This is a genomic window from Haloferula sargassicola, assembly GCF_040362925.1.
In the GTDB taxonomy this organism is placed as follows: domain Bacteria; phylum Verrucomicrobiota; class Verrucomicrobiia; order Verrucomicrobiales; family Akkermansiaceae; genus Haloferula; species Haloferula sargassicola.
In genome coordinates, this window is record NZ_BAABRI010000010.1 from 128,480 (window position 1) to 143,616 (window position 15,137).

General features: G+C 61.9%; 9 protein-coding genes. All 9 read right to left on the reverse strand.

Annotation, left to right across the window (positions count from 1 at the left end; all coding sequences use genetic code 11):
• Complete coding sequence (locus ABXH26_RS10410; protein WP_353567002.1) at positions 1 to 2,370, reverse strand: PPC domain-containing protein; 2,370 nt, start codon at positions 2,368 to 2,370, stop codon at positions 1 to 3.
• Positions 2,371 to 2,406: 36 nt separating this feature from the next.
• The gene (locus ABXH26_RS10415) at positions 2,407 to 3,729 is read right to left on the reverse strand and encodes a DUF1501 domain-containing protein (RefSeq protein ID WP_353567003.1); all 1,323 of its coding nucleotides are present in this window, start codon (positions 3,727 to 3,729) and stop codon (positions 2,407 to 2,409) included.
• 189 nt (positions 3,730 to 3,918) lie between these two features.
• Positions 3,919 to 7,230: a hypothetical protein gene (locus ABXH26_RS10420; protein ID WP_353567004.1), complete on the reverse strand. Its 3,312-nt coding sequence runs from the start codon at positions 7,228 to 7,230 to the stop codon at positions 3,919 to 3,921.
• Between the two features lie 91 nt (positions 7,231 to 7,321).
• Positions 7,322 to 9,904, reverse strand: coding sequence for a hypothetical protein (locus tag ABXH26_RS10425; protein ID WP_353567005.1), 2,583 nt, complete (start codon positions 9,902 to 9,904; stop codon positions 7,322 to 7,324).
• Positions 9,905 to 10,008: 104 nt separating this feature from the next.
• Complete coding sequence (locus ABXH26_RS10430) at positions 10,009 to 10,746, reverse strand: ABC transporter ATP-binding protein (RefSeq protein WP_353567006.1); 738 nt, start codon at positions 10,744 to 10,746, stop codon at positions 10,009 to 10,011.
• Between the two features lie 47 nt (positions 10,747 to 10,793).
• Positions 10,794 to 11,213: a cytochrome C oxidase subunit IV family protein gene (locus tag ABXH26_RS10435; protein WP_353567007.1), complete on the reverse strand. Its 420-nt coding sequence runs from the start codon at positions 11,211 to 11,213 to the stop codon at positions 10,794 to 10,796.
• 97 nt (positions 11,214 to 11,310) lie between these two features.
• The gene (locus ABXH26_RS10440) at positions 11,311 to 11,745 is read right to left on the reverse strand and encodes a helical membrane plugin domain-containing protein (RefSeq protein ID WP_353567008.1); all 435 of its coding nucleotides are present in this window, start codon (positions 11,743 to 11,745) and stop codon (positions 11,311 to 11,313) included.
• Entirely contained in the window at positions 11,745 to 14,696 is a 2,952-nt protein-coding gene (gene fdhF / locus ABXH26_RS10445; RefSeq protein WP_353567009.1) for a formate dehydrogenase subunit alpha, read from the reverse strand. Before fdhF ends, ABXH26_RS10440 begins: the two co-directional genes overlap by 1 nt.
• Positions 14,697 to 14,706: 10 nt before the next feature.
• Positions 14,707 to 14,910 carry a hypothetical protein gene (locus ABXH26_RS10450; RefSeq protein ID WP_353567010.1) on the reverse strand — a complete coding sequence of 68 codons (204 nt, stop codon included), beginning with the start codon at positions 14,908 to 14,910 and terminating at the stop codon, positions 14,707 to 14,709.
• Positions 14,911 to 15,137: the final 227 nt, after the last annotated feature.

Sequence of the window (15,137 nt, forward strand, 5' to 3'; positions counted from 1 at the left end):
TCAGTGGGCTTGGGCTCGGAGTTGTTCGAGACGGGAAAGCGGCTTCTCCGCCGGTTGCTCGGGCTGCGGCTCGGGGGCTTTCGTTTCCGCCACGGCGGGCGCGGGCTTGTCGATGCGGAGCGTGCCGCCGTGGCCGGTCTGGTGGAGCACGGTCGATCCGTTTTCCGGGACCTCGATGCGCAGGAAAAGTCCGCTGTGTTTCCCCACCGCCGCGTCCTCCGCGACCGTGATCGGAAAGGTCAGCTCGGCGGTGTCCTGGTCGAACTCGAGCGGTCCGGTGCTGGTGCCGTGGGGCAGTCCGACCAGTTCGGCGGTCGCCTTGCCGGCGAACTCGCGGTGGTGTTTGAGCTTGCAGATCACGGGCACATCGCGGCCCTGCTCGGTGGCGCTGAGGTCGATCGATGCGGTGACCCACGGGTCCACGACCCGCAGCGGAACGAAGTCCGTGGCGACCATCACCGGCCCTTTGGGCGTGTCGGCCGTGGCCAGCACGCAGACCTGCCAGTCGGCGACCGGCGCGTCGGGGTTGGCGTTGATTTCATAGCCGGCGTCGTTCTGGCCCTCTTCGATCTTGAGATTCGCGGGGGAGCCGATGCCGGGCGGATTCCAGACCATGCTCAGGGTCACCGGTGCCATGAAGTCGCCCTGGCGCTGGACGTGGGCGGCGAGTTTCAGGCTGCCCCGCTGGGTCAGGGGCACCGCCGGCGCGTCGAGTGTGACGGTGAACGGCGCTTCCTCGGTCACGGCCACCGCGATCTTGTCCGATTCGGTCGAGTGGTAGGTGCCCTGGTTGTTGATCTCGATGTGATGCACCGTTTCGCGGAGCGGTCCGGACACCTGCGGGAGGTTCTCGCCGGTCGCGCGGATTGTGAACGGATGCCAGCCGCCCGCCACCGGAGCCTCCGGCGTGGCGTGGAAGATGACGGGGAAGTTGTTGAGCGAGCGCGGGATCGGCGGGACGGTCATCGTCACGCCCTCCGGCAGTGAGCCGGCCTCGAACACCGCGTCGCAGCCGAGGTTGGAGCGGTTGATGTTGACCACCGTGGCGTAGCGGTTGCCGCGCGGGATGGTGATCATCTTGCGGGCCTGCGAGTTGTCGCGCTCGGTCACTGGCAGGCTGGCGGAAATGGACGGGCCGCGGCGTTCGATTTCGAGCCGGTAGGTGAACTCGGGACCGGTGCGGCCGAGCTTGTCGCGGACGCTGAGCAGGTAGTCGCCGTCGTCCGGGCAGGTCCACTGGATGAACGAATCCGGCGAGCCCTGGTCGTCGTTGGCGGCGAGCTGTTTGTTGTTGGAGTTGCGCAGTGAAACGACGGAGTCGATCGGCGATCGCAGCTCGCGGCCACGCAGGCGGATGTCGAGGTTCTCGCCCTTCTTCGCGGCGAAGCGGAACCAGTCGATGTCGCTCTCCCCGGCCAGCACGCCTTGAGCCGCGCAGGGGATTTCCGGAAGCGGTGTGGCCTGCTTCGGTGCTTGGTTCGGCTCGCTTTCGTGGGCGTAGGCCAGCGGGGAAACGAAGATCCAGTTCGGCGATGGCGAGCTCAGCCCGTCGCGTTCGGCAAAGACCGGGAAAAGCCCCGAGGCCGTTTCGGGAATCGCGACCTGCCGGGTGAGTCCGTCGGTGAAGGTGAAGTCGATCGTTTCCCCAAGACGGGCCCCGCTGGGAAACACGCCGGCAGGGCGGGGGAAGGTGCCGATGTGGAGGCGATACTGCGAGGCGTCGCTGCCTTGGTACGCCGCTTCCCGGACTACGACGCGGTATTCGCCGTCCTCCGGCGCGGTGATGGTGGCGAAGGCATCGTTGCGGAGCAGCGTGGCATCGTCGCAGGCGGCCAGCTCGAAGCGGTCGGGCCCGAGAATCGCGACGTAGGCGTCGAAAAAAGTCCGGCCGAGCCGCATGGCTTCCACCTCGACGGCGAGCGGCTGACCTTTTTTCAAGATGACGGAGTAGAAGTCCTCGTCCTCGTTCTGCGAAACGCCTTCGACGGTGGTGTTCAGCTCGATCTTCTGCGGGGCCTCGAACGAGTTGTTCGGTTCGGCCTCGGCCGTGGTGGGGAGCTGGCCGATCCAAAGCGAGCGCAGGTAGGACACGCCACCAGCGGTGCGCAGCCGCAGGTCATGCTCGCCGAGCGGCGCGTCGGGCGCGATGCGGAGTTTCGCCACGACCTGCTTGCCGTCGTCCTGGCCGGTCAGCCCGAGCACCTCGATGCCGGTCTGGTGGAAAAGGATTTCCTGCGGCCCTTGCAGCCGCTCGCCGTGGAAACGGATCTCCATTTCCGTGCCCCGCTGGCCACCCCGCGGCTGGACGTGTTGGACGTCCGGGCTGAAGGCGAACGCGGGTGCGGCGAGGAGGGTGAGGAGAAGTCTCATGGCGAGGCGGTTGCCGGTCTCATGATCGGCGCTCCTTCAAGCGAGGATGGACTCGATTACGTTGCCGCCCGCGACGATCTCGATCGGGCGGTTGCCGGGAGCCATCAGCTCCTTGTCGGCGGTGATGCCGATCTGCTGGTAAACGGTTGTGGCCAGGTCGGCGACGGTCACGCCATCGGTATCGACCTCACCGCCGAGGGCGTCGGACGAACCCATGACATGCCCGCGTTTCACCCCGCCGCCGGCGAGCATCACGGAAAAGACGCGCGGCCAGTGATCGCGGCCGCCGGTGGGGTTGATCTTCGGCGTGCGGCCGAATTCGGAGGTCACCATGACCAGCGTGCTGTCGAGCATGCCGCGTTCGTCGAGGTCGTTGATCAGCGCGGCGATCGCCTGATCGACCGGTGGGAGCTGCTGTTCGATGCCGCCCTTGATGTTGTCGTGGTGGTCCCAGCCTCCGGCGGTGAGCGAAACGAAGCGCACGCCGCCCTCGATCAGACGCCGGGCGAGCAGCATCCGCTGGCCGGCCTCGGTGCGACCGTAGCGGTCCTTCAGCTCGTCCGGCTCGGCCTTGAGGTTGAAAGCCTCGCGGGCTTTCTGCGAGGAGATCAGCTTGTAGGCGTGCTGGTAGAAGGCGTCCATCGAGTCGAGCGAGTCCGACTTTTCGAGGTTGCGGAAATGGTGATCGACCGTTTCCAGCAACGAGCGCCGGCGGGCGAAGCGTTCGTCATCGACGCCTTTCGGCAGGTTCAGGTCGCGCACCTGAAAGTCGCCGCGGACTGGATCCGAGCCGAGCGCGAAAGGGCCGTAGGCGGAGGACAGGTAGCCGGAGTTCGCATACTCGTTCGGCACGTTCGGCACGCAGACGTAGGGCGGCAGGTTGTTGCGCGGGCCGAGTTCGTGGGAAATCACGGAGCCGATCGAGGGATACTCCAGCGCCGGCGACGGGCGGTAGCCGGTGAACATGTTGTGGGTGCCGCGCTCGTGGGCGGCCTCGCCATGCCACATCGAGCGGATGATCGTCGTCTTGTCCGCGATTTTCGCGAGGTGCTGCAGTTTTTCGCCGAACTGGACGCCGGGGATGGAGGTATCGATCGCGCCAAAGGGCCCGCGGTATTCCGCGGGGGCGTAAGGTTTCGGATCGAAGGACTCCTGGTGCGCCATCCCGCCGGGCAGGAAGATGTGGATGATGCCCTTGGCCGGTCCCTCGACCGTTTCGTAGAACTTCTGCGCGGCCGAGGCTCGCTGGGAAAGGAAGCCGGGCAGGCTGAGGCCGAGCCCCCCGAGGAGGCCGACGTAAAGGAACTCGCGGCGGGACGAGTAGCGTTCGAGCGGGTTGCCGGGGCAGTAGGGTTTCATGGCGGAGAAACAGGGATTCCCTAGCCTTACGCCCTCGTCCTCCTGTGGTTTTCAGATCCGGGAAATGAATTCGCGGCGCGATTCCAGTCGGCGGTGGTTTCCCGAGAGCCGCAAGTGGGGGGTATACGGCCTAGCGAATCAGCACGAACCGCCATTTGAGAAACATGAGTGCGCACAAGGCTTGGATTGTTATCCTGATGGCGCCACGACCGGAGGAACGATTGGAGGAATAACCACCGGCGGGACTGGTATTGTCGGCGCCAGCGGGCCAATGGGCAGTCCGCTGACGTCCGCGTCCATGCGTAAAAATGCCATCGAAGGAACAGGAGCGCCGGTAGTGGCAATTAGCGCAAAAGTTACGACTTCATATCCCGGGTCGTCATCCACGATGCTAACGGAAACCGCCTCGATGTCGGGGCTTTCTTCGAAAGCGAGATTCACAGATACCTGCGGCAAGAGAATCACTCCACCGCGCTCTTTTCTCACGCGGAAGGAAAAAGTCATGAAGCTGTCCTCCGGTTCGAAAGTCCGGTCCGAGAAAAGTACCGATAGTTCCGCACCGCTCATTGAGCCGCTGGCATGTAAGACCTTTATCGAATCCGCCTGGTTTGGATTACTTCCAAAAAGCCATTCCAAAACATAGGGAACCCCGTCCTCGTCGTCATCGGATAGAGCGAGTTCTTGAGTCATTTCGGGATCCACTTCGGGCTGAAAATCACTGAGAGTTACCGCGTCTGCAGTGATTGTTACGAGAAATGATCCCTGCCCATCGGACGTGTGTAATCGTCCTTCGGAATCGAGGTTTGAGAATAACCCGGTCACCGACCCTTGAGGTGAACTGGAGAAGGCCGGAAGAAATACTGGCTCCCCAGATTCTGGATCGGTGCCGGCAACCGCAAAACCACCGGTGTACAGACGGGTAGAAACAATTGTTATTGCCAGTCCCGAATTCACATATGGCTCGTAGCCCGGAATCAACCGGACATCCAAGATGCCGGCCAGTGTAATGTTGCCATCCTGGATGAGGATGTCGTTTGCGATGGCGGCATTCGAAGAAGAGGGCATGCCGATCTCGATCTCCAGCACCGAATCTCCGGCGAAGGTCGAATTGCCTTCCACTGTGAGAATTCCCGGGCCATTTCCCGGCGCGACATGCATCCCGGAAAAATCGGCATCGCCCTTGAGCTTGCCTATGCCGGTCAATCTTCCACTGCCCGGCGCGTAGTTCGCGATCTGCAACTCGCCTTGAAGATCGGTGATGCCGGATGTTGCTTGGGAGAAAGATGTGCTATTCCCAAGGGTTATCGCCCCACCCTCTGGCCGAATCGTGCCCTGGTTCTCCAGTGAAGCCACTGAGATTTCGCCGGTTCCCCGGATGGTGTTCGACTCGTTGACCAAGGTGCCTTCGCCTCCAATGAAATGTCCATTTCTTCGCAAGGTCACGTCACCAGCACCCGTCAAGGTAGCGGTAATCCCCTCGTCGACTCGGTAGCCTCCGTATGACTCGTCCGCCACGGTCCCGAGCACTCCGTCGTTGGCGATCGCCCCGGCCAGTCCGATCGATGTATGGTAGCCCGCCGAGATCTCGCCGGTGATCTCAACGTCCTTCAAGGTGCCCTCGTCACTACCTGCATCTACGAACTTTGCGCCCGGCTCCCCGTGTACCGTTCCTCCGTCGATGACCGAGGTGGAATAGATTCCGAGCTGTCCGTCTCCAGCGATCTTGACCGTGCCGCCCACTCCCAGCACCGTAGTATTCCTTAAATACATCGCCCCGCCCTCCGGCTGGATGGTGCCCTGGTTCTCCAATGAAGCCACCGAGATTTCGCCGGTTCCCCGGATGGTGTTCGACTCGTTGACCAAGGTGCCTTCGCCTCCAATGAAATGTCCATTTCTTCGCAAGGTCACGTCACCAGCACCCGTCAAGGTAGCGGTAATCCCCTCGTCGACTCGGTAGCCTCCGTATGACTCGTCCGCCACGGTCCCGAGCACTCCGTCGTTGGCGATCGCCCCGGCCAGTCCGATCGACGTATGGTAGCCCGCCGAGATCTCGCCGGTGATCTCAACGTCCTTCAAGGTGCCCTCGTCACTACCTGCATCTACGAACTTTGCGCCCGGCTCCCCGTGTACCGTTCCTCCGTCGATGACCGAGGTGGAATAGATTCCGAGCTGTCCGTCTCCAGCGATCTTGACCGTGCCGCCCACTCCCAGCACCGTAGTATTCCTTAAATACATCGTCCCGCCCTCCGGCTGGATGGTGCCCTGGTTCTCCAATGAAGCCACCGAGATTTCGCCGGTTCCCCGGATGGTGTTCGACTCGTTGACCAAGGTGCCTTCGCCTCCAATGAAATGTCCATTTCTTCGCAAGGTCACGTCACCAGCACCCGTCAAGGTAGCGGTAATCCCCTCGTCGACTCGGTAGCCTCCGTATGACTCGTCCGCCACGGTCCCGAGCACTCCGTCGTTGGCGATCGCCCCGGCCAGTCCGATCGATGTATGGTAGCCCGCCGAGATCTCGCCGGTGATCTCAACGTCCTTCAAGGTGCCCTCGTCACTACCTGCATCTATGAACTTTGCGCCCGGCTCCCCGTGTACCGTTCCTCCGTCGATGACCGAGGTGGAATAGATTCCGAGCTGTCCATTCTGTTGCATTCGGATCATTCCGCCGGCATTGCTCGTCGAAGTATTCGAAAGATACAGTGATGAATCTTCATCGACTTCAATAGTTCCGTTTTGGTTGTCGAGATTCTCGATCGAGGAGGTGGATCCGCCCGACGGGAATCGAATCGTCCCCCGGTTCTTCAACGAAATGATGGTTGGAAGCGAATCCGTTGCCTGAAACGTTTTTCCCGGTGAGACGTTGAGGTTCCCAATCGTGCCGTGCCAGACGCCTGAAGCTTGTGTGTGGTTCGCCAAGATATTAACTTCAGAGTTCTCAAGAAACTCCCAGCTTCCAGCAATTTGTCCGCCTTCAAAGTTAATGGTGGAGCGTTTAATTTCATCTTCAGGAATATAATCTGTTAAAAATTGTGATTGATCGGCGTCTTCAATTTCACCGGCTGTTAGAATCTCGAAAATCGACAGTGGAATTCCGATTCTGGCTGAAGGTGTCGATAAGAGTGCTCCTGACTTTAGAGTGATTCGGGAAGGTCCGTCGAAAGCCACCATCCTTAAAGAAGGAGTGGAGAATTCCTCACTCAAAACCGCGCCTGAATGTGGAACCTCAAAATGTCCAGTTGGACTGCCGTTGACGACAAATAGGATAGGTCCGAAAACTGTCGGGAAACCCTCTATTGGTAGTATTATGACGTTGCTGCAGTTGCCCCAATTTGTCGTGGACATAAAATCGACATCATCTCCGTCAGGGGTTGAAAGCGCGCCGCTCCCAATCCAACCATTGACGCTGATAGTACAGCTTGACCCTTGGAGTAATCCGCAAGAAACACTGATCCATAAAATTGCCAAGATAAACGTTATGATCTTGTTTGTTGCGAGCTTCATGTCGTCCTGTAAATCATGCGTTTAAGAATGTGCTGAATGATCAAAGTGTTCTCGCGGCATTCGTCCCTTATTCAAGAGGCGGGACGTTGATTCATTTGTTTTCCAATCGGTAAAACTCAGTCCCGTCCGGTTCGATCAATATCTCGTTGATACCCTCACTGACCGCAGGATCTGGTCCGGGGCTCCAAATGCGAAGGTCTTCCGAATTCATTAGCGACCAATTCGGAATGGCTTCCCAGCTCAGCATCATGCTCCCGCCAGCAATTGGACGCAGGAAAAGCACGGGTACCGCGGACTGGTCAAATACCACAGGGCCGCCAGTAAAGCCATCTGCGGTCAGGGTGAAGGAACCGCTGCGGTTCGCCCCCTGCTCACTCACCAGAACAAAGTAGTTGCCGCCAGCGATGGCGACGAAACCGCCCTCTACCGATGCCCCTCCGACCTTGCTTAAAATGAGGTTGCCATCAGAGGAATATACATCTAGCCGGGGATCGAAGTAGCTGTCGGCGGAGACTTCCGCCAAGGCGAGAGAGATTTGGTCACCGGCGTTGGCGCGGAAGGCATAGAGCGCGATGCTTCCGTTTCGAAGGCCGCCGTTCAGGGCGACTCCGGCCGTCAATTCACGTCCCGTTGTCTCGAAGGGCGAGTTCGCAACTACCAACGAGACTTCATAGGAGTTTTCCCGCTCGCGCTGGGCTTCGCTCACGATCGCTGAGTAGGTTCCCGAGACACTTGCGACGAATGTTGTCTGGATACCGGGATCTCCATAAGTATCCGACACACGGGTGCCTGACGGGTCGAAGATTTCTAGATGAGGTTCGAAGTAGCTGTCTGCTGCGATTTCCCCGAAGCCGAAGCACACGGTCTTTCCCGCTTCCACTGTGAATGTCCACAGGTCGGAATCACCGTAATGAAGCAATCCCGATGCAGTCACACCATTCGCTAGCGGGCCGCTGTCTTGACTCGCTGGGACATCTCGGCCCGCGACTGCCAAGGAGAGCCTGTAGGAGTTCTGCACATCGGTACCGGATTCATAGACGACCGCTCGATATTCCCCCGATTCGACCGCAGTGAATGCGACCGATGCAGCTACCGAGGATACGTCAGACGCGATGAGCGCTCCAGAGGGGGAATAGACTTCGAGAGCCGGAGCGAAGTAAGAATTTGGAGAGATTTCTCCGAGGCCCAGGCGCACCGCTTGGCCGGCATCCGCTAGAAACCTCCATTGGTCGAAGTCACCGTAGTCCAGCGAACCCCGCGCATCACCACCATTCGGCACTAGGCTGTCGCCCAGCTCGCCTTCAAAGTCGCGAGAAGGGATTGCCAACGAAACACGGTAGGAATTCTCCACGTCGGACCCGTCCTCTGCAAAGATTGCGGTGTAAACACCGGCCTGCGCAGCCGTGAAGTAGACCGAGGCACCTACCCCGTCCAAATCGCTGGCGACCCGATTACCAGAGGGATCGAAAACTTCAAGATATGGATCAAAATAGGAGCTAGGTGAAACCTCCCCGTAGCCGAAACGAACTGCCTCGCCTGCGGAAACTTCGAACGTCGCGAGATCAAAATCGCCATAGTTTGACAATCCCGTGCGATCTTCCCCATTGCCGATCGCGAAAGTTTGGGCATCCGCGGTCGAAACAACTCCGCCCAAGGCTAAGAAGACCCGGTAGGAGTTTTCTACATCGTTTCCGCTTTCACTGACAATCGCGGTGTAGGTGCCGGTTCGGCCCGCCGTAAACGCGACCGACGCACCGACTTCCGCCGCCTTCACCCCGACCCGTGCGCCCGACGGGTCGAACACCTCCACCAAGGGATAGAAGTAGCTGGACGGGTTGACCTCTCCCATTCCGAAACGGACCGCCTGTCCGGCGGAAACCTGAAACGACCAGATATCAAAATCTCCGTAATGGATCGTTCCGCGAAGTTCGTCGCCGTTGGAGATCGTCCCGTTGTCCGAGGTGGACGCGACTGCGGCATCAAGGTTGGCAAGCGAAACTCGATAGCTGTTGGACCTGCTCCCCTGTTGCTCTGTCAATATCGCGCGATAGACACCAGTTGTGGCGGGAGTAAAAGCGATGGCCGCCCCTACGCTATCAACATCGGTGTCGAGGAGTTCCCCGTTGGGGGCAAAAACTTCGAGGCGGGGTTCAAAGTAGCTATCGGCACTGACTTCGCCAAATCCGATGCGTACCGGACGCCCGCGGGCGGCGGAAAACGTCCACGAGTCGATATCGCCGACATCCATGCTGCCGGAAATGTCCTGACCGTTAGTGATTTCGCCGCTATCGTCGCCGCTGGTGGAAGTGCCACTGCCGAGGAAAAGCTGCACCTGCCAAGCGCCAGTATTGTTGTCCCCGGTCTCGCTCAATCGGATCCGGTAAGTTCCTAAGCTTTCCGCCTGGTGAAAGATCAGGCCACCGGAGGTGGTTGCTACCGATCCAACGACTTCACCGTCGGGGGCCTGTAATTCACCGGAAATGCTGACTGCGTAATTGTCCGCCAATGAGCGGATCCCAATCCGAATGTGTTGGCCCGCAAGGGCGGTGAAACCAAGTTCATCGATTTCCCCAATGGTAGCGATGGTGCCAGATACAGTTTCTCCCGAAGATATACCAAAGGCCGGGGAGGTTGCTACGACTATAAGGACGAACAGGAATGAGAGGTGGGGCATGAGCGAACGGGGGAAATCGGAGGCATACCATGCAGAATGTCGGTGAACTGCAAGCTCTTTCGCGATGCCGGTCGAAGATCAGCTGCCTTGCACGGGTTTTCGCGCTAGGCGCCGATCTCCGAGCGGGCGATCTTGATGAACACCTCGTCGAGGTCGCGGCCGGCGAAGCGTTCGGTGATTTCCTGCGCGGTGCCTTCGGCGAGGATGGTGCCTTCGTGCAGGAAAAGGACGCGGTCGCAGACCTCCTCGATGTCGCGCATGTTGTGCGAGGTGTAGAGGATCGCCGGGTGGCGGTCGCGCTGGATGCGGCGGACCAGCTTGCGGACTTTGTCGGCGATGTCGGGATCGAGCGAGGCGGTCGGCTCGTCGAGCAGCAGCAGCTCGGGATCGTTGAGGAGCGCCTTGGCGAGGTTGACGCGGGTGCTTTCGCCGGCGGAAAGCTGGCCGGTCACCTTGTCGCGGAGGCGCTCGATTTCCAGCAGCTCCAGCAGCTCGGCCACCTTGCGTCTCGGGTTTTTCACGCCGTAGAGGCGGGCGAAGATTTCGAGGTTGTGGTGCACCTTCAGGTTGCCCGGAAGGGTGGCGTAGGTGGTGCAGAAATTGGTGCGCTGGAGGATTTCCAGCCGATGCCTGGCGAGGTCCAGCCCGAAGGCGCGGATGCTGCCCTCAGTCGGCGTGATCAGGCCGAGGATCATGTTCATCAACGTGGTCTTGCCGGCGCCGTTGACACCGAGCAGGCCGACGGTTTCCCCGGGGCGGACGTGGAGGGTCACTCCATCGACGGCGGTGAAGTCACCGAAGCGTTTGACGATGCCATCGACGGCGAGCAGCGGGGTTTCCACGGGCGGAGCTTGGGCGGCCGGCGGATTCGCCGTCGAGAACAGAAAGGTCAGTGGTTGTGGGTGATGTTGTCCGACTCGGGCGCGATGGGGGCTTGGTAGAAGTAGTCGTTGTGGATCATGTTCGCGAAATGCCAGCCGGTGCCGATGAAAACGCCGGCGGCGTGGATGGCACCCAGGCCGAGGAGGAAATAGACCAGCTTCTTTTCATGGTTCAGGTGCATGAACACGGCGGCGACGAACGACGCCTTGGTCACGGCGATGGCGAGGCCGAGCAGGCAGTCCCACTTGTCGAAGCCGTGCTCTCCGACATCGAGCCAGGGGATGGTGGCGACGGCGGCGGTGGCGATGGTCCCGCAAAAGAGGATGAGGCCGACGAGCAGGTAGATCCTCTGGCTGCGCTTGATGGCTTCGCGATCCTCGCGCGAGATCTCGTTCGGATTCGGCAGCGGGTGGGCGGGTGCACTCATGCGGACCTCTCCGCAGGAGCAATGCCGAACCCACGGGGGCCGTCCGCGCGCCCTCAGCAGGGGGCGGGGCCGTGCGAAATGCTCGCCGGAACGTGCGCTATGATTCGTCGCTCGGTGGGTGGAGATGGCGGCCGACACCGCGGAGCAGGGCGAGCAGGCCACCGATCGCGCGGCGGGTCTCGGGCTCGTGGAGCATGCGGACCAGCGCGAGGGTCCCCGGGGGGTCGCCCTCGAGAGAGTCGCGGCTTTCGCCGAGGCCCTCGCGGACGCCGTGGGTAAGGCGCTCCAAACCGTCGGGTGGGAGTTCGGTGAGGACTTTTCCAAGCGCCAGGACGGCGGAGATGAGCTTTCGACCGGAGTCCGAGTTAAGCTGGTCGAGCGCCACCTCCATCACCTTGTCGGCACGGGCGGTGAAGTCGGTCATCGTCCGCAGGGCCCCGGTTTCATGGAGCGTCTGGAGCAGATGCTCCCACTCCGCGTGCGCTCCGGGGAGGCGGGCTGGGGGAGCTTGGTAGTCGAGTTCCTGAGCCATCAGACGTTTCCTTTCTCGGGGCGGTCCCGCGGAGGTTCGATGTAGTCGCTGCGGTGCCACTTTTTCTCGACCTTCACACCGACCTGCGGGGTGGGCTTCCCGAAGCGCGGGTTGCCGTGGGACATGGGTGAGCGGCCCTTGCGGCCGAGCTTGTGGAGCTTCACGGACATCTCTTTGTAAACGGGGGTGTCGACGACCGGGTCGGTGTCGCTGGAGGTGAGGTAGTTGACCCGCTCGTGCGTCGAGCAGATGGGCAGATAGAGCTCGCCCTCCCGGACCTCGCCGGTGATGACGACCTGGGTGTTCACCTCCCCGAAAGGCGAAGTGACGCGCACGAAGTCGCCTTCCTCGAGCCCGTGCGATCGGGCATCGGCGGCGGCCATGTCGAGGTAGGCGGCGGTGACCTTCGACAGCAGGCCGGGCGATTGCTTGGTCATGTTGCCCTCGTGGAAATGCTCGAGCACGCGGCCGTTGTTGAGGTGGAGGGTGAAGGTCTCGTCGCGCTGGTGGAGGGGCTCGCTGAAATCGACGGGGTGGAAGGTCGCGCGGCCGTCGGCGGTGTGGAAGCCATCCTGATAGAGCAGGGGGGAATCACGGCCGTCTTCGGCGACGGGCCAGCACAGCGAACCGTAGCCCTCCAGGCGCTCGTAGCTGACGCCGGCGAACTCGGGGGTGAGGGAAGCGACCTCGTCCATGATGCTACTGGGGCTGTCGTAGTTCCAGTCGTGCCCGAGGTGCTTGGCGAGGTCGCAGACGATGCGCCAGTCGGGCCGGCTGTCCCCGAGCGGCGGGAAGACCTCGTGCAGGCGTTGGATGCGGCGTTCGGTGTTGACGAAAGTGCCGTCCTTTTCAAGCGACGGCGCGGCGGCGAAGACGACGTCGGCGAAGTGCGCCGTGGTCGACATGAAGATGTCCTGAACGACGAGGAAATCGATTTTCCGCAGGGCTTCCTGGACCCAGTGGGCGTTGCCATCCACCAGGCTGAGTTCCTCGCCGACGACGTAGAGGGCCTTCAGTTTGCCCGCATGGGCGGCCTCGATCATGGTGGTGTTGTTAAGGCCGGGCTCGGAGGGGAGCTTGGTTTCCCAGGCCTTTTCGAAGCGAGCGCGGGTGGCGTCGTCGGTCACCTTGTGGTAGCCGGGGAAGTAGTTGTAGAGGGCGCCGAAGTCGGAGACGCCCTGGACATTGTTGTGGCCGCGCAGCGGATAGCCGCCGGTGCCTGGCTTGGCGAAGTTGCCGGTGAGGAGGAGCAGGTTGCAGAAGGCGGTGCAGGTGTCGGTGCCGCCGACGTGCTGGGTTACGCCCATCGCCCACAAGCCGCAGACGCTCCCGGCTTCGGCGATTTCCCGCGCGACCGTCCGGATCGTTTCCTCCGGGAGCCCGGTACGATGCGCGGCGTACTCGAGGGTGAAGGGCTCGAGGCTTTTCCGGTATTCGTCGAAGCGGTTGACGTTTTTTTCGATGAAACCGCGGTCTTCCCAGCCTTGGTCGAGGATGTGTTTCGCGGCGGCATTCATCCAGATCATGTCCGTGCCGGGCTCGGGCCGGAGGAAATGGTGGGCGCGGCGGGCCATTTCGTGCTCGCGGAGGTCGGAGACGATGAGGCGCTGGCCGTGGAGCTTCACGCGGCGCTTGATGCGGGCGGCGAGGACGGGGTGGGAGACGGCGGTGTTCGAGCCGACGATGACGACCAGGTCGGCCTTTTCGATGTCATTCATCGTGCCCGAGTCCGCGCCGTATCCGACGGTGCGCGAGAGGCCTTTGCTGGCGGGGCTCTGGCAGTAGCGGGCGCAGTTGTCGATGTTGTGGGTGCCGAAAACGGCGCGCGCCATCTTCTGCAGCAGGTAGGCTTCCTCGTTGGTGGTCTTCGATGAGGAAATGAAGCCGACGCTGTCGGGCCCATGCTCGTCGGCGATCGCGCGCAGGCGGCGGGCGGTTTCCGAAAGGGCCTCGCCCCAGCTGACGGGCGTGAATTTCCCGCCGCGACGGACCAGCGGGCGGGTCAGGCGGTCGGGGCTGTTGACGAAGTCCCAGCCGAACTTGCCCTTCACGCAGGTGGAGATGCCGTTGGCGGGGGCCTCGGGGCGGGGCTGGATTTTCAGGATGTGGCGGCCGGTGGTCCAGACGTCGAAGGAGCAGCCGACGCCGCAGTAGGTGCAGACGGTCTTGGTTTGCTTGACGGAGGCGTCGCGGGCGGTGGCTTCGGCCTTCGAGGCGGCGAAGAGCGGACCGAGGCCGGTGAATTTCTCGGAGAATTTCACCAGCTCGATGGCCTTCCGTTTCGCCGCAGGCGCGGCGGAGGTGAAATGCCCGGCGTGGCCGTCCATGGACTTTTCCATGAGGGCGTTGCAGGGGCAGACGGTGACGCAGTGGCCGCAGCTGACGCAGGACGAGTCGTTGATCTCGCGGCCGCCGTCCCAGAGGACGCGCGGCTTTTCCATGGTCCAGTCGATGCTCAGGGTCTCGGTGACCTGGATGTCCTGGCAGGCCTCGACGCAGCGGCCGCAGAGAATGCACTGGTCGGGATCGTAGCGATAGAACGGGTTGCTCTCGTCGAGCGCGTGGCCCTTCCGGGTGAAGGGATACTTCTGGTGCTGGAGGCCGAGCATGTCGGCGGCATTGTGGACCTCGCAGTCGCCGTTGTTGTAGTCGCAGATCGTGCAGTAGAGCTCGTGATTGGCGATCAGCCGCTGCATGGCCTCCCGGCGGGCGCCGAGGGAGTCGGCGAGGTTCACCGACATGCCGTCGGAAACGGTGGCGGCGCAGGCGCGGACAAGCTTGCCGTCAGCCTCGACCATGCACGTATCGCAGGTCTGGAGCGGGCCCAGGGAGGGATGGTGGCAGACTTGCGGCAGCTCGAGCCCGAGGCGGTTGATGAGGGAAAGGATGGTCTCGCCGCGGCGGGCGGCGTGGCGTTGGCCATCGATGGTGACCTGCGGGGCGGCGCTCATTGCGGAAAGGTCATGCTTTTTCCCGGCTCTCCCGGGCCAGCGGCATGGTGGCGCCTTCGTTGTGCGGCTCTTCGCGGGTCAGGCCGTGGTTGCCGTTGGCGCCCGGTTTCTGGCCTTCGATGCCACTGCGGCGGGTGCCGCCCACGAGGCAAAGGCCCGCAATCATCAGTAGGACGACGATCGCGGCGATGATCGCAATGGTATAGCCCATCATGCCGAGCCGACTCGCACAGGATGTGCCACGGCTTGAAAGACCCGCTTTCCTCGGGCTGACCTCGGCCGGGTTGGCTTGGAGGGTGCAATCCGCATCGCGAGGGGGCGGTTCGTCATGCGTGCTGCATGCAGAGGGACGTTTGGAAAAGCGCGGAGGTGAGGGCACGAAAGCGGCGGGAATTCCTGAGTCCGGGGTTGCCAAATCCGCTCCGTCCGCTAAATCCGCGC